This window comes from Pseudomonas sp. CMR5c (genome assembly GCF_003850545.1).
GTDB lineage: Bacteria > Pseudomonadota > Gammaproteobacteria > Pseudomonadales > Pseudomonadaceae > Aquipseudomonas > Aquipseudomonas piscis.
The window spans coordinates 6,573,787-6,597,560 of the sequence record NZ_CP027705.1 but is presented as its reverse complement, the minus strand read 5'-3'; the positions used below and the strand labels follow the sequence as shown (position 1 = coordinate 6,597,560).

Below are 23,774 nucleotides of genomic sequence, written 5' to 3'. Positions count from 1 at the left end.
GCAAGCTCGGTCCAACCCCAATTCACGGACGGTTCCTGGAGGGTCAGATGCTGCAATCCTGTTCCATCGAGCAGGCGGTGGATGAAGTACTCGCCCGCTTGCCGCAACACATCCACATGGGCATGCCCCTGGGGCTGGGCAAACCCAATCGGTTCGCCAATGCCCTGTACCGGCGCATCGCCCAGTTGCCCGAGCGCCAACTGACCATCTACACCGCCCTGAGCCTGGGGCGTCCGGCCCTGGGTGACGGCTTGCAGCGGCGGTTTCTCGAACCCTTCGTCGAGCGGGTGTTCGGCGACTATCCCGAGCTGGACTTCCTCGCCGACCTGCACCGCGACAGCCTGCCGGCCAACATCCGCGTCGAGCAGTTCTTCATGCAGCCCGGCAGCCTGCTGCACAGCGCGGCGGCGCAACAGGACTACGTCAGCAGCAACTACAGCCATGCGGCCCGGGACATCAATGCCGCAGGCCTGAACCTGGTGGCCCAACTGGTGGCCCGCGATCCGCAGCGGCCTGGCCAGCTGAGCCTGAGCTGCAACCCGGACATCACCCTGGACATGCTGCCGCTGATCGCCAAGCGCCGCGCCGCCGGGGAGACCATCCTGATCCTCGGCCAGGTCCATGCGGACCTGCCCTACATGCCGGGCGACGCTGAAGTCCAGGCGAGGGACTTCGACCTGCTGATCGACGAAGAAGAGCGCAGCACGCTGTTTTCCACGCCGAACATGCCGGTGGGCGTGCAAGACCATTGCATCGGCCTGCACGCCAGTACCCTGGTGCGCGATGGCGGTACCCTGCAGATCGGCATCGGCTCCATGGGCGATGCGCTGACCGCCGCCTTGCTGGCACGCCAGGCGGACAACCAGGGCTACCGTGCCTTGCTGGCGGACTTGCAGGTGGCTCATTGGCAGCCGCTGATCGATCGCGAGGGCGGCGTCGAGCCGTTTGCCCAGGGGCTCTATGGTTGCAGCGAGATGTTCGTCAACGGCTTGCTGGCCCTGACCGATGCCGGGATCGTGCGGCGCAAGGTCTACCCGAGCCAGGAGCTGCAGGAACAGGCCAATGCCGGAGCCCTGGACCCGTCCACGCCGGGCGGGGTTGCGATCCATGGCGGCTTCTTCCTCGGGCCGCGCAGCTTCTACCAGCGCCTGCGCGAGCTGCCCAAGGAGCGGCTCGCGGAGTTCAACATGAGCGCCATCAGCTACATCAACGAGCTGTATGGCCACGAGGAGCTCAAGCGCCTGCAACGTCGCGATGCGCGCTTCATCAACAGCGCGTTCACCATGACCCTGCTGGGCGCCGCGGTGTCCGACCAGTTACAGGGCGGGCGGGTGTTGAGCGGCGTGGGCGGGCAGTACAACTTCGTGGTCCAGGGCCATGCCCTGGCGGATGCCCGTTCGGTGCTGATCCTGCGCAGTTGGCGGGAGTCGGCAGGGGAGGTCAGTTCCAACATCGTCTGGGAGTACGGCCATTGCACCATCCCGCGGCACCTGCGGGACATCGTCATCACCGAGTACGGGATCGCCGATCTGCGGGGCAAGTCCGATGCGAAGGTAATCGAGGCGTTGCTCAACATCAGCGATTCACGTTTCCAGCCCGGGCTGATGGAACAGGCACAGAAGGCCGGCAAGCTGCCCAGGGACTTCCGCCTGGATCCGCGCTTTGCCGATAACAGTCCGCAGCGCTTGCTGGACATACAGGCGCGCCACCGCCACCTGTTTCCAGAGTATCCGCTGGGCAGTGATTTCACCGCCCAGGAGCGCGACTTGCTGCGGGCGCTGAACTGGCTCAAGAGCAAGTTCAAGCTCAGCGAGATCCTCGAGCTGGGCAAGGCAGCCTTCGACGCGCCGGAGCCCGAGGCATTTCCCGAGCACCTGGAGCGCATGGGGCTGGAGCAGCCGGAGGGCCTGCGTGAAGACCTGTACCAGCGCTTGTTGCTGGCCGGCCTGCAGGCCACTCGTCAGCCGTGAGCCTGGCGCCGGGTCACTCGATGAAAGTGACCACGCCGCCGGCCAGGGATTTGACCCGCGCCAGGGATTCCACGCGGTAGCCCTGGGAGTCCAGTTCGGCGCGGCCGCCCTGGAAGGATTTCTCGATCACGATGCCCAGGCCGGCCACGGTGGCGCCGGCCTGCTTGATGATCGAGATCAGGGCCTGGGAGGCCTTGCCGTTGGCCAGGAAGTCGTCGATGACCAGCACGCGGTCGCTGCTGGTCAGGTGCCGTGGCGAGATGGCCACGGTGCTTTCCACTTGCTTGGTGAAGGAGTAGACGGTGGCCGAGAGCAGGTTCTCGGTCAGGGTCAGGGACTGGTGCTTGCGGGCGAAGATCACCGGTACACCCAGGTTCAGGCCGGTCATGACCGCAGGAGCGATGCCGGAGGCCTCGATGGTCACGATCTTGGTGATGCCCGAGTCCTTGAACAGCCTGGCGAATTCGTCGCCGATCAATTTCATCAACTGCGGATCGATCTGATGGTTCAGAAAGGCGTCGACTTTCAGTACTTGATCGGAAAGCACGATGCCTTCTTCGCGAATTTTCTGGTGCAGTGCTTCCACGGAGCTTCCTCTGATGGCCGCTTTGGGGCCAAGGGTCTGTTGAAAAATAGTCGATTTTACCGCTTTAGCATCGCGCGTATATCGGCCAAAGCGTTGTTGCCGCGAACGGCCTTGACCTCGGTCGGCGTGTCGTCGTTGCCTTCCCAGGCCAGGTCGTCCGGAGGCAGTTCGTCGAGAAAGCGGCTTGGCGCGCAGTCGATGATTTCGCCGTACTGCTTGCGCTTGGCCGCGAAGGTGAAGGCCAGGGTCTGGCGCGCGCGGGTGATGCCCACGTAGGCCAGGCGTCGCTCCTCCTCGATGGTATCGGCTTCGATACTGGAGCGATGGGGGAGGATTTCCTCTTCCATGCCCATGATGAACACGTAGGGAAACTCCAGGCCCTTGGAGGCGTGCAGGGTCATCATCTGTACTCCTTCGGCGCCGTCTTCCTCTTCCTGCTGGCGTTCCAGCATGTCTCGCAGGACCAGCTTGCCGATGGCGTCCTCGACGGTCATCTCGCCGTCTTCGTCTTTTTCCAGGGTGTTCTTCAGGGCCTCGACAAGGAACCAGACGTTGCCCATCCGGTAGTCGGCGGCCTTGTCGCTGGAGCTGTTGGTGCGCAGCCAGTTCTCATAGTCGATGTCCATGATCATGCTGCGCAGGGCGCCGATCGGATCCTCGCCGGCGCATTGTTCGCGGACCCGGTCCATGAAGCGCTTGAAGCGTGCCAGGCGGTCGGTGAAGCGGCTGTCCAGGTGCTCGCCCAGGCCGATTTCCTCGGTGGCGGCGTACATGGAGATACCGCGTCCGGTGGCGTAGTTGCCGAGTTTCTCCAGGGTCGTGGAGCCGATTTCCCGGCGCGGCACGTTGATCACCCGCAGGAAGGCGTTGTCGTCATCGGGGTTCACGATCAGGCGGAAGTAGGCCATCAGGTCCTTCACTTCCTGGCGGCCGAAGAAGCTGTTGCCGCCGGACAGGCGATAAGGCACCTGGTGGTGCTGCAGCTTCAGCTCGATCAGCTTGGCCTGGTAGTTGCCCCGGTAGAGGATCGCGAAATCGCTGTAGGGACGGTTGGTGCGCAAGTGCAGGGTGAGGATTTCCATGGCCACCCGCTCGGCCTCGGCGTCCTCGTTCTTGCAGCGAATCACGCGGATCTCGTCGCCGTGGCCCATCTCGCTCCACAGCTGCTTTTCGAATTCGTGGGGGTTGTTGGAGATCAGCACGTTGGCGCAGCGCAGGATGCGGCTGGTGGAGCGGTAGTTCTGCTCCAGCATCACCACTTTCAAAGACGGGTAGTCGTCCTTGAGCAGCATCAGGTTTTCCGGGCGCGCGCCGCGCCAGGCATAGATCGACTGGTCGTCGTCGCCTACCACGGTGAACTGGTTGCGCGTGCCGATGAGCATCTTCACCAGCAGGTACTGGCTGGCGTTGGTGTCCTGGTATTCGTCCACCAGCAGGTAGCGCACCTTGTTCTGCCACTTCTCGAGGATGTCGGCGTGCTCCTCGAACAGCTTCACCGGCAGCAGGATCAGGTCGTCGAAGTCCACTGCGTTGAACGCCTTGAGCGTGCGCTGGTAGTGGGTGTAGACGATGGCCGCGGTCTGTTCCTTGGGGTTGCGCGCGTTTTCCAGGGCCTGGGCGGGCAGGATCAGGTCGTTCTTCCAGGCGCCGATCATGTTCTTGATCTCGTCGACGCCGTCGTCCCCGGAATACTCCTTCTGCATGATGTCGGTCATCAGGGCCTTGACGTCGGTCTCGTCGAAGATCGAGAAGCCCGGCTTGTAGCCCAGCCGCACATGCTCCTTGCGGATGATGTTCAGGCCCAGGTTGTGGAAGGTCGACACGGTCAGGCCGCGACCCTCACCGCTACGCAGCAGGGTGCCGACCCGCTCCTTCATTTCCCGTGCCGCCTTGTTGGTGAAGGTCATGGCGACGATGTACTGGGCGCGGATCCCGCAGTTCTGGATCAGGTGGGCGATCTTGCGGGTGATCACGCTGGTCTTGCCGGAGCCTGCACCGGCGAGCACCAAAAGAGGGCCGCCGACGTAGTTCACGGCTTCTTGCTGCCGGGGATTGAGTCGGGACATGACGGTAAAAAGGGATCGGTTGCGAAAAGGGCGGGCATTTTAACAGGATGAACGGATTCTGCTGCGTCTCTCCGACTTGTGACGCATAACGCTATCTAAATTTGCCGGTTTTGATACTTTCCCGCAGGATGCGCGCTAAATATGCGTCTAATGTTCGAATTAGAGCGGTACAAGAAATTGCGTATGATAATCAATATCAATTGATATTGTCCTTTTGCGCGCCATAATGCCCGCCGCCAACTTTTTTGCAGAGTCTAGGGAGCTAGCTTGTCCAAGCCTGTCGAACCCTTGCGTGTGCTGCTACTGGCCCTCGAGCCGGTATGGACAGCGTTGTTGCGCGAGTGTGTCGCTCCGTTGGGAGACTCGGTGGTATTGATCAACGCTCCCAGTTGGGAGTCGGTCAGCCGACTGTTCGAAGATGATCGCAACGCGGTCCTGTTGACCATTCCACAACTGCAGCCCGGACCCGGGCGTTGCAGCCTGCCCACGATCCTGTTGCTGGACCAGGAGCCCACGGTGACGCCGGTGGGGGCCAGCGACTGGCTGGTGGGTTCGAGCCTGAGCACCGACGCCTTGCGTCGTTGCCTGCGCCATGTGCGCGAGCGCGGAGTGCTGGAGAACACCTTGCAGCGCCTGGCCGAGCAGGACCCCTTGACCGGCATCGCCAACCGCCAGGGTTTCCAGACGCTGCTGGCGGCGCGCCTGGCGGAAAACGACGGGCGCGGCCTGGCCCTGGGTCACCTGGACCTGGACAACTTTCGCCACGCCAACGATGCCCTGGGCCATCAGGCCGGTGACCGGCTGATCCTGCAGGTGGTCTCGCGGCTCAAGAGCCAGCTGGAGGCCGGTGACCAGCTGGCGCGCCTGGGCAGCGATGAGTTCGCCTTGCTGATCGATACCCGCCGCGCTCCACAGCGCGCCGAATGGATGGCCGAACGCATCACCGAAGCCATGGCCGAACCCTATTGGATCGATGGTGAAAGCCTGTTGATCGGCTGCAGCCTGGGGATCGCCCACGCTCGCGCCAACGCCGGTGCCGACCCGCTGATGTGGCATGCGCACATCGCCATGCAGCAGGCCAAGAGCACCCAGGGCTGCACCTTTCATATCTTCAACGAGCGGATCAACCGCAACGCGCGTAGCCTGGCCGACCTGGAAAGCGAGCTGCGCCGGGCCCTGCGCCGTGATGAGCTGGAGCTGCACTACCAGCCGCGGCTGAACCTGCATGATGGCAAGATCGTCGGCCTCGAGGCCCTGGTGCGCTGGCGCCATGGCGAACGCGGCCTGTTACCGCCCAGCGAGTTCGTGCCCCTGGCCGAGCAGAGCGGACTGATCGTGCCCCTGGGCTACTGGGTCATTTCTCGCGCCCTGCGGGATATGCAAGCCCTGCGCGAGCGCGGGCTGGAGCCGCTGCACATGGCGGTCAACTTGTCGTTTCGCCAGTTCCAGGACAGCCAGCTGCTGTCGACGCTGGGGCGCTTGATCGCCGAGCATGGGGTGCAAGCGCAGTGGCTGGAGTTCGAGCTGACCGAAACCGCCGTGATGCGCCGCAGCGACCTGGTGAAGCAGACCATGGACGCCCTGGGGCGGCTGGGCGTGCGCTTTTCCCTGGACGACTTCGGTACCGGTTTCTCTTCGTTCGTGCACCTCAATAGCCTGCCGATCGCCCTGCTCAAGGTGGACAAGAGCTTCGTCGGCGGCATGGAGCAGCGCGAGGAAAACCGCAAGCTGGTCCACGCCATGATCAACCTGGCGCACAACCTCAACCTGGAGGTGGTGGCCGAAGGCGTGGAGACCGCCGAGCAACTGGCGCTGTTGCGCGACTTCGGCTGCGACCAGGCCCAGGGCTACCTGATCAGCAAGCCGCTGCCGCTGGCCGAGTTGGTGGAGTACCTGACCTTCGGCAACAGCCAGCGCGCGCTCCACGAAGAAGTGGTCTGAGCCAGGGGCTCACTCGGGCTGCAGGTCCATGGCCGGCGTCGCCCCCTCGCGCTTGATCATGCGCCGCATCCGCCACTCGAACGCCAGGGTCAGGCTGATGGCGGCGCAAGCCAGGCCCAGGGCCAGGCCCCACCAGACGCCGGTCGGCCCCCAGCCCAGGGTGAAGGCCATCAGCCAGGCCGAAGGCGCGCCAATCAGCCAGTAGCAGCCCAGGCCCACCAGGAAGGTGGTCTTGGCATCCTTGAGGCCGCGGATCGCTCCCATGGCGATGGTCTGGGTGCCATCGAACAGCTCGAACCAGGCCGCCACCGCCAGCAGGCTCACCGCCAGATGGATCACCGGGGCGAAGGCCGGGTCGTTGTGATCCAGGAACAATCCGATCAACTGGTTCGGCAGCAGCCAGAACACCGCTGCGAATCCCAGCATCACCACTGCGCCGAAAGCGATGCCGACCCTGCCTGCCAGGCGCGCGTCCAGCAATTGCCCGGCCCCGTAGTGCTGGCCGATGCGCATGGTGATGGCGTACGAGACTCCCGCCGGGACCATGAACGCCACCGAGACGATCTGCAGGGCGATCTGGTGGGCCGCCAGCTGGGTGCTCCCCATGGTGCCCATGCACAGCGCGGCGAAGGCGAACAACCCGACTTCCACGGCATAGGTGCCACCGATGGGCAGGCCCAGGCGCCATAGCTCCTGCAGGTAGCGGGTGTTGATTCGCGACAGCCCCTGGCGTAGCGGGTAGGCGGCATAGGCCGGGTGACGCTTGATGTGCCAGGCCAGGGCCACGGCCATGCAGTTGGCGACGATGGCGGTGACCAGGCCGATGCCCACCAGCCCGAGCTTGGGCAGGCCGAACATGCCGGTGATCAGCGCGTAGTTGAGCAGGAAGTTGGCCACCGTGCCGCACAGGCTGATGACCATCACTGGCGTGGCCCGGCCGATGGCGCTGGTGAAGCCGCGCAAGGCCATGAAGCTCAGGTAGCCGGGCAGGGCGAAGGGCAGGATCAGCAGGAACTGGCCGGCGGCCTGGACGTTACTTTCGGTCTGGCCGAACAGCAACAGCACTGGCTTGAGGTTCCACAGCAGCAGGCCGGCCACCAGGGCCATCAGCCAGGCCAGCCACACGCCGGCCTGGGTCAGGCGCGTGGCGCCCTCGATGTCGCCAGCGCCATGCCGGATCGCCACCAGGGTACCCACCGCGGCGATCACCCCGATGCAGAAGATCGAGACGAAGGAATAGCTGGCCGCCCCCAGGCTGCCGCCGGCCAGGGCCTCGGGGCTCAGGCGAGCCATCATCAGGGTGTCGGTGAGGACCATCAGCATGTGCGCCAGCTGCGAGGCGATCAACGGCCCCGCCAGCCGCAGGATGGCCCAGAGTTCGGTACGTGCAGGATGCTGCATGGTCATCAGGCTCGATCAGGTGGATATCGGTAGAGGCGCTGATTCTCGGCGCTCTTGGCCCGTTGCACAAAGCGATAAATATACTTGCTCGCATGATAAAAACTCATGCGAAGCGCTTTCTGGTAGCGTGGCGTCATTGCGCTGCCGGAGCCCGAGCATGTCCCGCCGTCTACCCCCTCTCTACGCCTTGCGGGCCTTCGAGACCGCCGCCCGGCACAGTTCGTTCACCCGGGCCGCCGAAGAGCTGTCGATCACCCAGAGCGCCGTCAGCCGGCACATCCGTACCCTGGAAGAACACTTCGCCTGCCGATTGTTCCAGCGTAGCGGACGCAACCTGCTGTTGACCGAAGCGGCCCGCCTGCTGTTGCCGGGCGTGCGTGAAGGGTTCGCAGCCCTGGAGCGGGCGTGCAGCATCCTGCACGGCGAAGACGGCATCCTGCGCATGAAGGCGCCGTCGACCCTGACCATGCGCTGGCTGCTGGCGCGGCTCAGTCGTTTCCGCCACTTGCAGCCGGGCAACGAAGTGCAGCTCACCAGTGCCTGGATGGATGTGGACTCGGTGGATTTCAACCAGGAGCCTTTCGACTGCGCGGTACTGCTGAGCAACGGCCACTTTCCCGCCGACTGGGAGTCCAGCTGCCTGTTCCCGGAACTACTGATCCCGGTGGGCGCGCCGAACCTGCTCAACGACCAGCCCTGGGATGCGGCGCGCCTGGCGAGCGCGGAGTTGCTGCACCCGACCCCGGACCGTCGCGACTGGCGCAGTTGGCTCGAACAGATGGGGCTGGCCGACCGGGTTTCGCTCAAGGGCGGACAGGTGTTCGACACCCTGGAGCTTGGGATGATCGCTGCGGCACGGGGCTACGGTGTGTCCATGGGCGATCTGCTGATGGTGGCCGAGGACGTGGCCCAGGGGCGCTTGAGCCTGCCCTGGCCGACGGCGGTGGCCAGTGGCCTGGACTACTATCTGGTATGGCCCAGGACCCGGCCCGGCGGCGAGCGCCTGCGGCGCCTGAGCGACTTCCTGCAAGGGGAGGTCGCGGCCATGCAGCTGCCCCAGGTGGAGCGCCTGGGCTGAAACGTTGAAGCACCCGGTTGGCGGGGCTGGAGATATATCCTTGCAAGCCGCTCAAGTATTGCCGGGCGCCGCCGAATCCTGGGATATGGAACCAGCGTTCAGGAAGGTCCTAACTCACTAGAAAAACTTGGAATTATTGCTGCCGAGCGTGCCACTTGATCAGGATGATCCGCCTTCTCGGCCAGGAGCCATCATGTCCCAACCCCGTGCCCGGATAGCCTCCCAGCTAGGGCTAGCCCTTGCCCTGGTACTCGCCCTGGTGATCAGCGGCAGCACCCTGTTTGCCTTGCGTTCGCTGGATTCGGCGAACCTCGATACCCGCGAAGAACACCTGGCCAGCGAAGCACGCCTGCTGGCCGACCAACTCAACACCTTCCATGGCAGCCTGCGCGAGAGCACCCAGCGCCTGAGCGGCTTGTTCGAGAACCGCTTTCGCAGTGGCCTGAGCGTGCATCCCGACGAGCCGGTGAGCGTCGCCGGGGTGCAGACTCCTGGCTTGCACCTGGGCAATGTGGTGCTGAACAACAACTTCGATGAAGTGGATGGGTTCAAGCAGATGACCGCCGGGGTCGCGACCCTGTTCGTGCGCAGCGGCGACGATTTCATCCGTGTCAGCACCTCCCTGAGCAAGCAGGATGGCAGCCGCGCCATCGGCACCCTGCTCGACCACGCCCATCCGGCCTACCAGAAGCTCATGGCCGGGCAGGGCTATGTTGGCCGGGCGCTGCTGTTCGAGCGCTTCTACATGACCCAGTACACCCCGGTGACGGACCGCAGTGGCCGAGTGATCGCTGTGTTGTTCGTGGGTTTCGACTACACCGACGCGCAGAACGCGCAGTTCGCCAATCTCAAGCGCTTCCGCATTGGCCAGAGCGGCTCCCTGGCCCTGCTCGACGAACAGCACAAGTGGCTGGTGCCGCCGGCCGGCGTGCAGGCCCTGGACCAGGCAGCGCAGGTCCTGGTAGACGCGGCGAAGGAGCCGGGCAAGGGGCGTTTCTGGAGCGATGGTGGCGAGGACTTCTACAGCCTGGCGATGCCTTTCGCCGATGGCCCCTGGTCGGTGGTGGCGAGCATGCCCAAGTCCGAGATCCGCCAGGTGACCTGGAGCGTGGGGCTGCGCCTGGTGATCGGCAGCCTTTTGGCGATGCTGCTGGCGGTGGGCGCCACGGTGTGGTTGCTGCGTAGCAAGCTGGCGCCCCTGGGCGGTGGTGACCTGAGCGCGCGGCTGAATGTTTCCAGCCACGATGAGATCGGCCAACTGGCCCGCAGCTTCAACCAGATGGGCGAGGCCTTGTCGACCATGGTCGAGCACATCCGCCGCTCCGCCACCGAGGTCAGTGGCCGGGCCCAGGCGCTGTCCGGGCTGTCCAGCGGTGCCTACGAAGGCATGGAGCAGCAGTCCGGGGAAATCACCAGCATGGCCGGGGCCGTGGAGCAGTTCAGCGCCACGTCGCTGAACATCGCCGACAACATGGGCAGCACCCAGCGCCTGGCCGAGGAGAACGCCGAGCAGACCCATATCGGCCGCGAGTCCATGGAGCAGGCTTCGTCGTCCCTGGAACAGATCGCCGGGGCCCTGGGCAGCACCGCGGCGGTGATCGACACCCTGGGCCAGCGCTCCGAGGAAATCGGCGGGATCGTCGGGGTCATCACCGCCATCGCCGACCAGACCAACCTGCTGGCCCTCAACGCAGCCATCGAGGCGGCCCGTGCCGGGGAGCAGGGGCGGGGCTTCGCGGTGGTGGCCGACGAGGTACGCAACCTGGCTTCGCGTACCCGCGAGGCCACCGCGCAAATCTCGCAGATGATCAGCAGCATCCAGCAGGAAACCGGCAATGCCATCCAGACCATGGAGCAGGGCAACCGCCTGATGCAGGAAGGTTTGTCACGCAACGCCGGAGTGGCCGCTGCGCTGGCCTTGATCGACGAGCAGAGCCAGAGTGCCGGCGAGCAATTCGCCGCCATCACCACCGCGACCCAGGAGCAGAGCAGCACGGCCACGGTCCTGAGCCGCAACCTGCAGAGCATCGCCCAGGCCAACAGCGAACAGCGTGAGGTGGTGTCCAACCTGGCGGTTACCGCACGCGAGCTGGAGGCCCTGGCCGCCGACCTGCGCCACGAGGTCGATCGCTTCCGTTGACGGCACCTGCCCTCCGGCCTGGCGTTGGAGGGCGCTGGTTGCAATGACGCATGATTGGACTAAAACAGATGAGCGGTTGATTGCCCTTCAAGGACTTACCTTTCAGCAGGAGCAAGCATGACTCGTCTATCCCGTTTCGTTCCCCCTCTATTGGCTGTGTCGACGCTTTTGCTCGGCCACGCAGCCTTCGGCCAGGAAAGCCCGGCGTTCATCGCTCCGGCAGCCTGGAACACGCCGTTCAACCGCATTGCCCAGGTGGCCTGCCACAACTGCTATGAAAAGCAGTACGCAGGCACCTTCAGCAGTGTGCTCGACAGTGTACGTACCCTGGAGCTGGACTTCTGGGACCAGCGCGACGCGGCCACCGGAGGCTCGCCACGGCATTGGTTCGTGCGGCATAACCCGGGCACCCTGTTCCAGTCCGGCAACGACAATAACTGCACGGGCGATGGCACCGGCAAGAACGACCTGGAAGCCTGCCTGAACGACATCAAGAACTGGAGCGACGGCCATCCGGGGCATTTCCCCATCACCGTGATCCTGGACAAGAAGCAGGGCTGGTCAAAAGCCAGTTCCGGGCGCACGCCGCAGGATTTCGACGATCTGGTGAGCCGGATCTTCCAGGGCAAGCTCTATACCCCTCAGGACCTGGCGAGCTCCATCGGCAGCAGTGCCGGGGCCTTGCAGAAGAACCTCAAGGGCAAGGACTGGCCCACCGCTAGCCAGTTGCAGGGCAAGGTTTTGCTGGTGCTCAACCACTCCGAGAACCAGAAGCTCTCGCAGTACGCCGAGGCCCGGACCTCCAGTGCCAAGGTGTTCATCTCCCCGGTCACCAATGGCCAGAACGATGTCAGCGGCAAGGTCAGTGGCATGTCCGACCAGTCATCGGGCTACGTGGCCATGAACAACATGGGCAAGGGCGACAAGAAGTGGGCGGCCCAGGCCTTTGCCTACAGCCATATCGGTCGGGTCTGGGGTGACGACGGGGTGTCCTTCGCCCAGCACATCGCCGAGCAGGTCAACCTGTCGGCGTACTACAAGTTCGCCGACCAGGGGGACGGTGGAGTGCGCATCCGGCCGTTCTGAGCCTTATTGGGGTTCGGTGGAGTCGCCGAGCCCCGGATCCACGCGCTTGCCGATATCCCGCAGGCGCGCCAACTGGTCGACCATGCTCGGCGCTTCGTCGATGCTGCTGACGAAGGTCCACAGGTAGGTCATGACTGCGTACACATGGCCGGCCTTGACCTCGGGTGATAGCGACAGCTGGGTGATGGCGATCACGAACAGCACTGCCGCCACCACGCCGAGGAACAGGTAGGCCGTGGCTTCCCGGTCCGAGAGCCAGATCCGCAGCCGCGACAGCAGGCGGTAGTGGCGCTGCAGGGATTGGGCACCGACCCTGGCCACCAGGCCGATTTCCTTTTCCAGGCGGTTGTTCAGGCGCTCGTGCAACTGCTGGTTGCGCCGGGCGAAACGCGGCAGCAACACCACGCACAGCACCAGCGCCACCAGGCAGGCCAGGCCGATCCAGGGTTCGATGGCCAGTAGCATCACCGCCGCACCGATGATCGAGACCAGGGCGGTGGCGATGATCGGCACGTGCTTCTCGAAGAAGTCGACGAACTCCCGGGCCAGCACCACCCGCGCCGCCGCGGTCGAGGTGTTCTGCTGTTGCTGGCGCTGGTTGAGGATCACCGGTACGGCCAGGTCCGCATAGATGCGGGTGAAGGTCCGGGTATCCACGGCCCGCCGCGCCGCGCCGACGATCCAGAAACCCAACACCACCATGGCGTAGACCAGGGCGTGGGTGGTATCGCCACGCAGGATCGAGTCCACCGCGAACCCGGCGAACAGCGGGTAGGCCAGCAGCAGGGCGTTCTCCAGGGCCACCAGCGACAAGGTGACGAACAGCTTGCCTGGATAGGCGCGAGCGATGGCCTTGAGGGTCTGGCCGGCGGACTGCTGGCCGAGTTTCTGGGTGGGATCCGCGATGGCGGGGCGAGTGACGACAGACATGACTGCACCACGAATGAGATAACGGTTAATATTGAGCGAGTGCTCAATTATCCTTGAGCGATCGCTCAAAATGCAAGTGCCGGTCATCCCGGCAGCAAGAGGTTCGATTACCGATGTCCCGTAACGACCGAAAGGACCAGATCATCGGCGCAGCCCTGGAACTGTTTCACAGCAAGGGTTTCGCCGAGGTTTCCACCCGTGACCTGGCCGAGCATGCCGGCCTGTCCCGTAGCCACATCTACCACTACTTCAGCGACTTCAAGGAACTGCGCCGCGAGGCCTTCGTGCGTTTCGCCGATGGCCAGTTGGCGGCGGTGGAGGGCCTGGTGCGCGATGCGCAACCGGCCGAGGCCCTGCGAATATTTCTCCTCGATTGCCTGACGGACTCCAACTCCGTCGGTTGGGGGCTGTGGCTCGATGCCTGGGATGAAGCCATGCACGACGCCGAGCTGGCCGAGGTCTACCTGCGAATCAATGGCCAGTGGCAGGCGTTGCTGGCATCGATCATCGCCGCTGGCGTCCAGGCCCGGGTGTTTCGCTGCGCGGATGCCGGGCGGGCGGCGCGGCAGATCTTCGCCCTGGCCATGGGCTACACCGACGATCTGCTGCTGCAGGCTTCAGCTGCGGCGCAACAGGCCGCGTTGGCGGAGGTCATGGAGGTTGCCGGGTTGCTGCTGGGTTTGGATGACTGAACCTTCAACCGCTGCCGTGGCGATAGTGCAGTGCCTCCGCCAGGTGCTCGCGGCCGATGGCGGTGGCCTGTTCCAGGTCGGCCAGGGTCCGGGCCACCTTGAGCAGGCGGTGGGCCGCGCGCAGCGACAGGCCGAGGTTCTCGCAGGCTGCTTCCAGCCAGCGCTCGTCGGTTGTGGATAACCTGCAATGGCGCGCCAGGCCGGGCAGGTCGAGCAGGGCGTTGGTGCAGCCCTGGCGCCGCAGTTGCAGGTCGCGCGCACAGGCCACCAGGTCGGCGGCGCTGGCACTGTCGTTACCCGGTTGCGGCGCGGGGTTCAGGGCCGTGGCCTCGCGGGCGACGGTCAGGTGCAGGTCGATGCGATCCAGCAGCGGGCCGGAGAGCTTGTTGCGATAGCGCTGGATCTGCTCCGGCGTGCAACGGCAGCGGCCACTGGGTTCGCCCAGGTATCCACAGGGGCAGGGGTTCATCGCCGCCACCAACTGGAAGCGTGCCGGAAACTGCACCCGCTCGCGGGCCCGGGCGATAACGATCTGCCCGGATTCCATGGGCTCGCGTAGAACCTCCAGGACCTTGCGGTCGAACTCCGGTAGCTCGTCGAGAAACAGCACGCCATGGTGGGCCAGGGTGATTTCCCCGGGCTGCGGTTTCGAGCCACCGCCCACCAGAGCCGCGCTCGACGCCGAGTGATGGGGTTGGCGGAACGGACGCTGTGGCCAGTGGTCCAGCGGGGCGGGGCTGCTCACCGACTGGATGGCTGCTACCTCAAGGGCCTCGTGTTCTTGCAGCGGTGGCAGCAGGCCGGGCAGGCGGCTGGCCAACAGGGTCTTGCCGGTGCCGGGCGGGCCGCAGAACAGCAGGTTGTGGGCCCCGGCCGCAGCCACCAGCAGGGCCCGCTTGGCGGCCAGCTGGCCCTGGACGTCGCGCAGGTCGGGGTAGGGCGCGCGGTCATGGGGCAGGCCCTGGCTGACGCAGGCCGGGATCGGCGCCTGCCCGTTGAGATGGGCCGCCGCCTCCAGCAAATGGTCGACCGCGATCACGCTCAGGCCCGAGGCCAGGCAGGCTTCCTCGGCATTGGCCCGGGGCACCAGCAAGGCATGGCCGGCATCCCGTGCTGCCAGGGCCGCCGGCAGCACGCCGCGCACCGGGCGCACGGCCCCGGACAACGCCAACTCGCCCAGGCACTCGACGCGGTCCAGCGCCGTGGCCGGTAGTTGCTGGCTGGCCGCGAGGATGCCCAGGGCGATCGCCAGGTCGAAGCGTCCACCGTCCTTGGGCAGGTCGGCGGGAGCCAGGTTGAGGGTGATGCGCCGGGCGGGGAAGTCGAAGCCGGCGTTGAGGATCGCGCTGCGGACCCGGTCCTTGCTTTCCTTGACCGCGGTTTCGGGCAGCCCCACCAGGGTCAGGCTCGGCAGGCCGTTGGCCAGGTGCACTTCGACACTGACGGCCGGAGCCTGTACGCCCATCTGGGCGCGGCTGTGGATGATGGCCAGGGACATGCGACGTTCTTCCTTGCAGCGGCGGGAACCGCATCCTGCGGTGTTGCAAGGATAGGCGAGGGGGGCAGCGCGAGCGCTGGGCAATGCAGACAGGATGTGTCGCCGGCCTGTCCTTCAGCCTTGATGAAGGCGCGCGGCCGGCGAGGAGGGTGTCAGCTCATTGATCCTTCGGCTCAAGCCTGGCTTCCAGCTCGGCGACCTTGGCTTCCAGGCTTTCCAGGCGGGCCCGGGTGCGCGCCAGGACCACCATCTGGCTGTCGAATTCTTCCCGGCTGACCAGGTCCAGCTTGCTGAAGCCGCTTTGCAGCAGGGCCTTGAACTGGCTTTCGATTTCGTTGCGCGGCAGGGGAGTTTCGCCGCTGAACAAGCGCGAGGCATGACCGCTCAGGGCGTCGAGGAGATCTTTGGGGGCGAGCATGGGAATGTCCTGAATAGCTGATGGGCCGCAGTGTATCACGCACGAACCGAGGGCTTGGCGCCGCCCGGCCTGCACGTTTTTTGCGCATCGGGCCGCAACCGCGCGCACCGTTATCGTGCGTATCGGTGGCGGGTTTTCCCGCCCCTGGCCGCGGGCCGCGGGCAACTTCATGAAATCGCTGGTGTTTCCCGACCTGGCAAGCTTTCTGCTTAGACCCTGGTGACCCATGCACTGATGCAGTCGCTGTGACGAATGCAGTGCGACCGACGAAACGGGGAGTGTTTCGTCAGGGCGGCTAGCGTCGGTCCGGCTGAGGAGGGCCGACGATGCGTTACAAAGCCAGGCACTGCGCTTAGACTTGAGTCGGGTTTGTTTTCCTGGGGCAAGTCCACCAATTCGGGAGAGAGTTTCATGAAGCTAGTCACCGCCATCATCAAGCCGTTCAAGTTGGACGACGTGCGCGAGTCGCTGTCCGAAATCGGCGTGCAGGGCATTACCGTCACCGAGGTCAAGGGCTTCGGTCGGCAGAAGGGCCATACCGAGCTGTACCGCGGCGCGGAATACGTGGTCGATTTCCTGCCCAAGGTGAAGATCGATGTCGCCATCGACGACAAGGATCTGGACCGGGTCATCGAGGCCATCACCAAGGCTGCCAACACCGGCAAGATCGGTGACGGCAAGATCTTCGTGGTCAATCTGGAACAGGCTATTCGCATCCGTACCGGCGAAACCGATACCGACGCAATCTAAGCCGCCCCAAACCCAACGCCCCAGGAGAAAACAACATGACTCTGCGTAAATTCGCAGGGCTAGGAGCCCTTTTGCCCCTCGTAATGCCTGGCTTGGCCATGGCGGCAGACGAAGCGGCTGCTCCAGTCCTCAATTCCGGCGACACCGCCTGGATGCTCACCTCCACCGCCCTGGTACTGTTCATGACCATCCCCGGGCTGGCGCTGTTCTACGGCGGCATGGTGCGGTCCAAGAACATTCTTTCGGTGATGATGCAGTGCTTCGCCATCACTGGCCTGGTGACTGTCCTGTGGTTCATCTATGGCTACAGCATCGCGTTCGACACCAGCGGGATGGAAGCTGGCGTGGTCAACCTCAATTCCTTCGTCGGCGGCCTGTCCAAGGCCTTCCTCGCCGGTATCACCCCGGCCAGCGTGACCGGTCCGGCAGCGCTGTTCCCCGAAGCGGTGTTCGTCACCTTCCAGATGACCTTCGCCATCATCACTCCGGCGCTGATCGTCGGTGCCTTCGCCGAGCGGATGAAGTTCTCGGCGATGCTGATCTTCATGGGCATCTGGTTCACCGTGGTCTATGCGCCCATTGCGCACATGGTCTGGAGCGGTCCGGGTTCGCTGATGGGCGACTGGGGCGTGCTGGATTTCGCCGGCGGCACCGTAGTCCATATCAACGCCGGTATCGCCGGCCTGGTCTGCTGCCTGGTGCTGGGCAAGCGCAAGGGCTTCCCGACCACGCCGATGGCCCCGCACAACCTCGGCTACACCCTGATGGGCGCGGCGATGCTGTGGATCGGCTGGTTCGGTTTCAACGCCGGTTCCGCTGCAGCGGCCAATGGCACTGCCGGCATGGCCATGCTGGTGACCCAGATCGCTACCGCTGCCGCGGCCCTGGGCTGGATGTTTGCCGAGTGGCTCACCCACGGTAAACCCAGCGCCCTGGGGATCGCCTCGGGCGTGGTGGCAGGCCTGGTGGCGATCACTCCGGCGGCCGGTACCGTCGGCCCGATGGGGGCCCTGGTCATCGGCCTGGCGGCGGGTGTGGTGTGCTTCTTCTGCGCGACCAGCCTCAAGCGCAAGCTGGGGTATGACGACTCCCTGGATGCCTTCGGCGTGCATGGCATTGGCGGCATTCTCGGAGCGATCCTGACCGGGGTCTTCGCCGCCCCGGCCCTGGGTGGCTTCGGCACCGTGACCGACGTTGCCGCGCAGGTCTGGGTCCAGGCCAAGGGCGTGGGCCTGACCGTGATCTACACCGCCGTGGCGACCTTCATCATCCTCAAGGTGCTGGATGCGATCATCGGCCTGCGGGTGACCGAGGAAGAAGAGGCTGTTGGCCTCGACCTGGCCCAGCACAATGAGCGCGGTTACAACCTGTAAGCACCCTGCTCGAAAAAGCCCGGCTTCGGCCGGGCATTTTTTTGCCTGGTGCTTGTCATTGAGGAAGGCTGAAAGGTTTTTATGATGAGCCTTGGCAGGTTTGCCAGACGATTTTTAGTAGGGCAAATGCTTACACTAAAGCAGGATTATTCGGCGCTTTGTTTTTTTCCTGAGCGCGCTAGAATGCGCGCCGAAGCGTGGAGATAGGTATGTGGCAACAGACCCTGATTACCCTGCGGGCCAGGCCCCGGGGCTTTCACCTGGTAACGGACGAGTTGCTCGCCGGCTTGCCTGAGTTGAAGGCATATCGAGTCGGACTGCTGCACTTGTTGCTGCAACATACCTCGGCCTCGTTGACCGTCAACGAGAATGCCGACCCGGCGGTCCGGCGCGACTTCGAACGTTTCTTCAATACCCTGGTGCCCCAAGGCATGAGCGGGTACGAACACAACGACGAAGGCGCGGACGACCTCCCGGCCCACTTCAAGGCCAGTTTGCTAGGCTGTCAGCTGACTTTGCCGATCTCGGCGGGCCGGCTGGCGTTGGGCACCTGGCAAGGTGTTTACCTGGGCGAGCACCGTGATCACGGCGGTGCTCGTAAAGTCCTTGTCACCTTGCAGGGTGATAAGGCATAAGCCGCTGAGTATCAGTGGATGTTGATTTTTTCCGGCAGCCTTCGACAGATGGCCGAGCTGGGCTATAACTAATCTGCTTTTCGCAAGTCATGAGGTAGAACATGAGCGACGATGATCTGGAAAACGACGACCTCGAAGTAGGTGACGAAGACGATACCGAAGAAGGTCTTGAAGCGGCCGCCGAAGATGTGGCGGAAGACGATGGCGGTGATGCTCCCGCTCCGACCGCCAAAGGCAAGTCCAAGGCCGCTGTCTCGGTAGACGAGCTGCCGAGTGTCGAAGCCAAGAACAAGGAGCGCGATGCACTGGCGCGTGCCATGGAAGAATTCCTGGCCCGTGGCGGTAAAGTGCAGGAAGTCGAGGCCAACGTGGTCGCCGACCCGCCCAAGAAGCCTGATAACAAGTACGGCAGCCGGCCTATCTGAGCCTTGCTACTTGCTTGCTGAAAAAACCCGCCGTCGCTGCGGGTTTTTTCATGCCGGTGTAAAAAGCGGGCGAGCGTCTAGAGGGATTTCCAGCGTCCCAGCAGCGCGGGTAGTTCGGTCAGGCTGCGGATCTGCGCATCGGGTGCGCGTTCGGCTTCCCAGGCCTTGCCGCCCGGGTTGAACCAGATGGCGCGCAAGCCGGCCTGCTGGGCGCCGGCAATGTCGTCGCCCGGGTGGTCACCGATATGCACCGCGGTGTCGGCACTGGCGCCGCCGCGTTGCAAGGCCTCCTGGAACAGCCGGGCATCGGGTTTGGCGATGCCGATGTCCTCGGCGCACAGGGCGAACTGGAAATAGTCCGCCAGGCCCAGGCGACGCACGTCGGCATTGCCGTTGGTGACCACTCCCAGGGCGAAGTGATTGGCCAGGGCCTCCAGGGTCGGTTGCACCTCGGGGAAGATGTCCAGCTGGTGCCGGGCGTGCAGGAACACTTCGAAGCCCTCTGCGGCCAGCCGGCTGGCCTCAGCCTGTTCATACCCCGCTTCCTCCAGTGCATGGAACAGCACGCGCCGACGCAAGGCGCTGATCCGGTGCTTGAGCTCGGGCTCGCGCTCCAGCACTTGCGCACGGATAGCCCACAAGTGCTCCACCGGCACGCCGCCCAGGTCCGGGGCATGTTCGGCCAGCCACTGGCGCAGGGTGGCCTCGGCGCTGACGATCACCGGAGCGGTGTCCCACAAGGTGTCGTCGAGGTCGAAGGTGATCAGCTTGATGGTCATTGTTCACCGCCTTTGTTGCGTTTGGCCCGTGGATGGGCACTGTCGTAGACCGCGGCCAGGTGCTGGAAGTCCAGGTGGGTATAGATCTGCGTGGTCTTGATGTCCGAATGGCCCAGCAACTCCTGCACGGCACGCAAGTCCTGGGAGGACTCCAGCAGGTGGCTGGCAAAGGAGTGGCGCAACATATGCGGGTGCAGGTTCTGCCCCAGTTCGCGCTCGCCCGCGGCCTTGACCCGCAGCTGGATGGCCCGGGGGCCGAGACGCCGGCCTTTCTGGCTGACGAACAGGGCGCCGTCCGGCGGGTTGCTCAAGGCCCGCAGTGGCAGCCATAGCGCCAAGGCCTCGCGGGCTTTGCGGCCCACCGGCAGGACCCGGGTCTTGCTGCCCTTGCCGTGGACCTGCACCAGGCCGTCGGCCAGGTCCAACTGCGCAAGATCCAGGCTGGTCAGCTCGGACAGGCGCAATCCGCAGGAATAGAACAGCTCCAGGATCGCCTGGTCGCGGTGGGCCAGGAAGTCGTCTTCCACCGCGCCATCGAGCAGTTGCAGGGCCCGGTCGGTATCCAGGGTCTTGGGCAGCCGCCGCTCGCCCTTGGGCGGCGCCAGGCCGTTGGCCGGGTCGTGCTCGCACAACCCTTCGCGATTCAGGTAGTGATACAGCCCGCGTACCGCGGACAACAGCCGGGCCAGGCTGCGGGAGGACTGCCCCTGCTGGTGCAGGCGTACGATCAGGCTGCGCAGGCCCTGGATATCCAGGTCGACCCAGCTGCGTATCTGCTGCTTCTCGCAGAACCCCAGCACCTTGCCAAGATCACGGCGGTAGGCCTCCAGGGTGTAGGGCGACACCTGGCGCTCACTGCGCAGGTGCGCGCAGTAGGCGTCCAGTTGTCCTTGCATGCTCAGCGGACCGAGCGCAAGGAGTGGGTGAAGCGCGGCAGCACGCGACCGGTGACTTCGGCGATGTAGTTGAGGAACAGGGTGCCCACCGAACTCTTGTAGTGCTGTGGATCGCGGCTGGCGATGGCCAGTACGCCGTGCATGCCCTGGTGCGCCAGGGCCACCACTGCAGTGGAGCCGATCTGCTTGCGCTGTTCTTCGCCGAACAGGAAGTCCAGCTCATGCTCGCGCAGGCTGCCGCTGACGCTCTTGCCTTCGGACAACAAGCCGCCGATGGCGCCCTGGGCCTCGGCTGCCGATACCCAGCGGCCCACCGGCATGGGGTTGTCGCTGAACAGGATCAGGCTGACGAAAGGCACCTGGAACTCCTGGCGCAGGCTGTCCTCGACGCTCATCACCACTTCTTCGAGGCTGGTGGCGTCCAGGAGCGCGAGGATCAGGCGCCGGGTCTTGTCGAATAGCCGGTCGTTGTCCCGGGCCACGTCCATCAGTTGCGACAGGCGATGGCGCATCTCGATGTTGCGCTCGCGGAGAATCTTCATCTGCCGCTCCACCAGCGAGACGGTATCGCCGCGCTGGTGGGGAATGCGCAAGGCCGGAAGCAGTTCTTCGTGGGCGACGAAGAAGTCCGGGTGCGCCTCCAGGTAGGCGGCGACGGCCGCCGCTTCCAGGTTCTGCGCGGGGGATTCGTCGGGCGTTGTGCTGGGAACCTGCGGCTGGTCGGTCATGGATTTCGCTCACTCATAGACGCACCTGTCCTTCGTATACGCGTACTGCCGGGCCGGTCATCAGCACCGGTTGGCCAGGGCCTGCCCATTCGATGGACAGGCGTCCGCCCGGCAGGTCGATCAATAGCGGCGAATCCATCCACCCCTGGCTGATCGCGGCCACTGCGGCTGCGCAGGCGCCGGTCCCGCAGGCCTGGGTTTCCCCGGCGCCACGTTCCCACACCCGCAATTGCGCGCGCTGGCGATCCAGGACCTGGAGAAAACCGACATTGACCCGGGCCGGGAAGCGCGGGTGGTGCTCGATCTTCGGGCCCAGCTCGTGGACCGGTGCGCTGTTGATGTCATCGACCCGCAGCACCGCATGGGGGTTGCCCATGGAGACGGCGGCCAGCTCGACCTGGCGTCCGTCGACCTCCAGGGCATAGCTGGTGGCCTGGGCTGGCGCCTGGAACGGGATATCGGCCGGCACCAGGCGTGGCGGGCCCATGTCGACGCTGATCTGGCCGTCGTTGCGCACGTCGAGCTCGATCACGCCGCTCTTGGTCTCCACGCGGATCCGGCGCTTGGTGGTCAGGCGCTTGTCCAGTACGAACCGGGCGAAGCAGCGCGCACCGTTGCCGCATTGCTCCACCTCGGAACCATCGGAATTGAAGATCCGATAGCGGAAATCCACATCCGGGTTGGTCGGGGCCTCGACGATCAACAACTGGTCGAAACCGATCCCGGTATTGCGATCCCCCCATTGCTTGGCGTGCTTGGGTTGGATGTGCGCGTGCTGGCTGACCAGGTCGAGAACCATGAAGTCATTGCCCAGGCCGTGCATCTTGGTAAAACGCAGCAGCATGGTCTTACTCCGGCAGCAGGCTTTCGCCAGCGAATAACTCGGCCACCGTTTCGCGGCGACGCACTTGCACAGCCTGGTCGCCATCGACCAGTACTTCGGCGGCACGGCCGCGGGTGTTGTAGTTAGAGCTCATGACGAAACCATAGGCGCCGGCGGAATGCACGGCCAGCAGGTCACCTTCGGCCAGGGCCAGCGAACGTTCCTTGGCGAGGAAATCGCCGGTTTCGCAGATCGGGCCGACGATGTCGTAGGTACGGGGTTCGGCATCCCGGGGCCGGACGGCGCTGACATCCATCCAGGCCTGGTACAGCGCCGGGCGGATCAGGTCGTTCATGGCGCCGTCGACGATGGCGAAGTCCTTATGTTCGGTGTGCTTGAGGTATTCCACGCGGGTCAGCAGCACGCCGGCGTTGGCGACGATGAAGCGGCCCGGCTCGAACACCAGGGCCAGGTCGCGCCCGGCCAGGCGCTCGCGTACCGCCTTGACGTAATCGGCGGCCAACGGCGGCTCTTCGTCGCGATAACGCACGCCCAGGCCGCCACCGAGGTCGATGTGGCGCAGGTAGATACCGCATTCGGCGAGGCGATCCACCAGGTCCAGCAGGCGGTCCAGGGCATCGATGAAGGGCGCCAGGGTGGTCAGTTGCGAACCGATGTGGCAGTCGACCCCGACGATCTCCAGGTTGGGCAGCTGTGCCGCGCGGATGTACACATCCTCGGCGGCGGCGATGGCGATGCCGAACTTGTTTTCCTTGAGGCCGGTGGAAATGTACGGATGGGTGCCGGCATCGACATCGGGGTTGACCCGCAGCGACACCGGGGCGCGCACGCCCAGCTCGGCGGCCACCTGTTGCAGGCGCTCCAGTTCCTCGGCGGATTCGACGTTGAAGCAGTGGACGCCCACTTCCAGGGCGCGGCGCATGTCATCACGGGTCTTGCCGACGCCGGAAAAGACGACCTTGTCGGCCTGGCCGCCGGCAGCCAGCACTCGTTCCAGTTCGCCACCGGAGACGATGTCGAAGCCGGCGCCCAGGCGCGCCAGGACATTGAGCACACCCAGGTTGGAGTTGGCTTTCACTGCGAAGCAGACCAGGTGCGGCATGCCGGCAAGAGCGTCGGCATAGGCCTGGTACTGGGCTTCGATATGCGCCCGGGAATAGACGTAGGTGGGCGTACCGAAACGCTCGGCAATGGCGGACAGGGCTACGCCTTCCGCGAACAGCTCGCCGTCGCGGTAGTTGAAAGCGTCCATGGCGGGCCCTTAGTAGGTGTCGTAGGTGTCGTGCTTGTGCGCCTTGGACTGCTCTTCAGGGGATTTGCTGTCGTCAGGCAGGTACAGCGGGCCTTTCTGGCCGCAGGCGGTTACAAGGCAGGCAACCGCGACGAGCGCAGCAAGGGCGGAGATCAGGCGCTTCATGGCGAAATCCTTGAGAATGCGTAAATTGCGCCCGAGTATACCGGCCACCCGGCAGCTTGCCTATGCAAGGCAAATCTCGCCGGGGGAGCCTTCGTCAACGGCTGCGGGGCCTGCCGGAGGA

The 23,774-nt window shown here is 64.7% G+C and carries 22 protein-coding genes and 1 pseudogene; 11 read left to right on the top strand and 12 right to left on the bottom strand.

What is annotated here, in order from left to right; translation table 11 throughout:
- Window positions 1-47 precede the first annotated feature (47 nt).
- Window positions 48-1,970, top strand: a complete 1,923-nt coding sequence (locus C4K40_RS30535) for an acetyl-CoA hydrolase/transferase C-terminal domain-containing protein (protein WP_053133678.1) — start codon at window positions 48-50, stop codon at window positions 1,968-1,970.
- A gap of 13 nt (window positions 1,971-1,983) precedes the next feature.
- On the opposite strand, the gene C4K40_RS30530 is transcribed toward C4K40_RS30535, so the two are convergent.
- Both C4K40_RS30530 and rep read right to left on the bottom strand, forming a co-directional pair.
- Window positions 1,984-2,556, bottom strand: coding sequence for a xanthine phosphoribosyltransferase (locus tag C4K40_RS30530; protein WP_022641819.1), 573 nt, complete (start codon window positions 2,554-2,556; stop codon window positions 1,984-1,986).
- Window positions 2,557-2,612: 56 nt separating this feature from the next.
- Window positions 2,613-4,622 carry a DNA helicase Rep gene (rep, locus tag C4K40_RS30525; RefSeq protein WP_031320690.1) on the bottom strand — a complete coding sequence of 670 codons (2,010 nt, stop codon included), beginning with the start codon at window positions 4,620-4,622 and terminating at the stop codon, window positions 2,613-2,615.
- Between the two features lie 267 nt (window positions 4,623-4,889).
- On the opposite strand from rep, the gene C4K40_RS30520 reads away from it, so the two are divergent.
- The gene (locus tag C4K40_RS30520; protein WP_053133681.1) at window positions 4,890-6,563 is read left to right on the top strand and encodes a bifunctional diguanylate cyclase/phosphodiesterase; all 1,674 of its coding nucleotides are present in this window, start codon (window positions 4,890-4,892) and stop codon (window positions 6,561-6,563) included.
- 9 nt (window positions 6,564-6,572) lie between these two features.
- Here the strand turns inward: C4K40_RS30520 and C4K40_RS30515 are convergent, their stop codons facing one another.
- Window positions 6,573-7,964, bottom strand: a complete 1,392-nt coding sequence (locus tag C4K40_RS30515) for a NorM family multidrug efflux MATE transporter (RefSeq protein ID WP_172681657.1) — start codon at window positions 7,962-7,964, stop codon at window positions 6,573-6,575.
- Window positions 7,965-8,121: 157 nt separating this feature from the next.
- On the opposite strand from C4K40_RS30515, the gene C4K40_RS30510 reads away from it, so the two are divergent.
- From C4K40_RS30510 to C4K40_RS30500, 4 genes and pseudogenes are all read left to right on the top strand, one after another.
- Window positions 8,122-9,042, top strand: a complete 921-nt coding sequence (locus C4K40_RS30510; RefSeq protein WP_053133684.1) for a LysR substrate-binding domain-containing protein — start codon at window positions 8,122-8,124, stop codon at window positions 9,040-9,042.
- A gap of 193 nt (window positions 9,043-9,235) precedes the next feature.
- Window positions 9,236-10,294: pseudogene (locus C4K40_RS32355) on the top strand (Cache 3/Cache 2 fusion domain-containing protein); the annotation flags it as partial.
- 27 nt (window positions 10,295-10,321) lie between these two features.
- Window positions 10,322-11,182: a methyl-accepting chemotaxis protein gene (locus C4K40_RS32350; protein WP_372238142.1), complete on the top strand. Its 861-nt coding sequence runs from the start codon at window positions 10,322-10,324 to the stop codon at window positions 11,180-11,182.
- Between the two features lie 117 nt (window positions 11,183-11,299).
- Window positions 11,300-12,268 (top strand): Ca2+-dependent phosphoinositide-specific phospholipase C, encoded by a 969-nt coding sequence (locus C4K40_RS30500; RefSeq protein WP_031320689.1) that lies wholly within the window; start codon window positions 11,300-11,302, stop codon window positions 12,266-12,268.
- Window positions 12,269-12,271: 3 nt separating this feature from the next.
- On the opposite strand, the gene C4K40_RS30495 is transcribed toward C4K40_RS30500, so the two are convergent.
- Window positions 12,272-13,285 (bottom strand): ABC transporter six-transmembrane domain-containing protein, encoded by a 1,014-nt coding sequence (locus C4K40_RS30495; protein ID WP_031320688.1) that lies wholly within the window; start codon window positions 13,283-13,285, stop codon window positions 12,272-12,274.
- A 26-nt stretch (window positions 13,286-13,311) separates the two neighbouring features.
- Between C4K40_RS30495 and C4K40_RS30490 the strand changes: the two genes are divergently transcribed.
- Window positions 13,312-13,890, top strand: coding sequence for a TetR/AcrR family transcriptional regulator (locus C4K40_RS30490; RefSeq protein ID WP_022641812.1), 579 nt, complete (start codon window positions 13,312-13,314; stop codon window positions 13,888-13,890).
- 4 nt (window positions 13,891-13,894) lie between these two features.
- Here the strand turns inward: C4K40_RS30490 and C4K40_RS30485 are convergent, their stop codons facing one another.
- Both C4K40_RS30485 and C4K40_RS30480 read right to left on the bottom strand, forming a co-directional pair.
- The gene (locus tag C4K40_RS30485; RefSeq protein ID WP_053133690.1) at window positions 13,895-15,388 is read right to left on the bottom strand and encodes a YifB family Mg chelatase-like AAA ATPase; all 1,494 of its coding nucleotides are present in this window, start codon (window positions 15,386-15,388) and stop codon (window positions 13,895-13,897) included.
- A 157-nt stretch (window positions 15,389-15,545) separates the two neighbouring features.
- The gene (locus C4K40_RS30480) at window positions 15,546-15,806 is read right to left on the bottom strand and encodes an accessory factor UbiK family protein (RefSeq protein WP_022641805.1); all 261 of its coding nucleotides are present in this window, start codon (window positions 15,804-15,806) and stop codon (window positions 15,546-15,548) included.
- Between the two features lie 411 nt (window positions 15,807-16,217).
- On the opposite strand from C4K40_RS30480, the gene glnK reads away from it, so the two are divergent.
- From glnK to sutA, 4 genes are all read left to right on the top strand, one after another.
- On the top strand, window positions 16,218-16,556 hold the full coding sequence (gene glnK / locus C4K40_RS30475) for a P-II family nitrogen regulator (protein WP_002555808.1): 339 nt from the start codon (window positions 16,218-16,220) through the stop codon (window positions 16,554-16,556).
- A 35-nt stretch (window positions 16,557-16,591) separates the two neighbouring features.
- Window positions 16,592-17,929: an ammonium transporter gene (locus C4K40_RS30470; protein WP_031320686.1), complete on the top strand. Its 1,338-nt coding sequence runs from the start codon at window positions 16,592-16,594 to the stop codon at window positions 17,927-17,929.
- A 209-nt stretch (window positions 17,930-18,138) separates the two neighbouring features.
- Window positions 18,139-18,564, top strand: a complete 426-nt coding sequence (locus tag C4K40_RS30465; protein WP_022641803.1) for a secondary thiamine-phosphate synthase enzyme YjbQ — start codon at window positions 18,139-18,141, stop codon at window positions 18,562-18,564.
- 101 nt (window positions 18,565-18,665) lie between these two features.
- Window positions 18,666-18,989: a transcriptional regulator SutA gene (gene sutA, locus C4K40_RS30460; protein ID WP_022641802.1), complete on the top strand. Its 324-nt coding sequence runs from the start codon at window positions 18,666-18,668 to the stop codon at window positions 18,987-18,989.
- A 77-nt stretch (window positions 18,990-19,066) separates the two neighbouring features.
- On the opposite strand, the gene C4K40_RS30455 is transcribed toward sutA, so the two are convergent.
- Genes C4K40_RS30455 through C4K40_RS30430 form a run of 6 tightly spaced genes read right to left on the bottom strand, consistent with a single transcriptional unit; the run spans window position 19,067 to window position 23,653 of the window.
- Window positions 19,067-19,768, bottom strand: a complete 702-nt coding sequence (locus C4K40_RS30455) for an HAD family hydrolase (protein WP_053133693.1) — start codon at window positions 19,766-19,768, stop codon at window positions 19,067-19,069.
- The gene (gene xerC, locus C4K40_RS30450; protein WP_053133696.1) at window positions 19,765-20,664 is read right to left on the bottom strand and encodes a tyrosine recombinase XerC; all 900 of its coding nucleotides are present in this window, start codon (window positions 20,662-20,664) and stop codon (window positions 19,765-19,767) included. The genes C4K40_RS30455 and xerC overlap by 4 nt, the downstream gene beginning before the upstream one ends.
- A 2-nt stretch (window positions 20,665-20,666) precedes the next feature.
- On the bottom strand, window positions 20,667-21,392 hold the full coding sequence (locus C4K40_RS30445) for a DUF484 family protein (RefSeq protein WP_022641799.1): 726 nt from the start codon (window positions 21,390-21,392) through the stop codon (window positions 20,667-20,669).
- A gap of 13 nt (window positions 21,393-21,405) precedes the next feature.
- Window positions 21,406-22,236, bottom strand: a complete 831-nt coding sequence (gene dapF / locus C4K40_RS30440; RefSeq protein WP_022641798.1) for a diaminopimelate epimerase — start codon at window positions 22,234-22,236, stop codon at window positions 21,406-21,408.
- Between the two features lie 4 nt (window positions 22,237-22,240).
- On the bottom strand, window positions 22,241-23,488 hold the full coding sequence (lysA, locus tag C4K40_RS30435; RefSeq protein WP_053133699.1) for a diaminopimelate decarboxylase: 1,248 nt from the start codon (window positions 23,486-23,488) through the stop codon (window positions 22,241-22,243).
- A 9-nt stretch (window positions 23,489-23,497) separates the two neighbouring features.
- On the bottom strand, window positions 23,498-23,653 hold the full coding sequence (locus C4K40_RS30430) for a lipoprotein (protein WP_022641796.1): 156 nt from the start codon (window positions 23,651-23,653) through the stop codon (window positions 23,498-23,500).
- Between the last annotated feature and the right edge of the window lie 121 nt (window positions 23,654-23,774).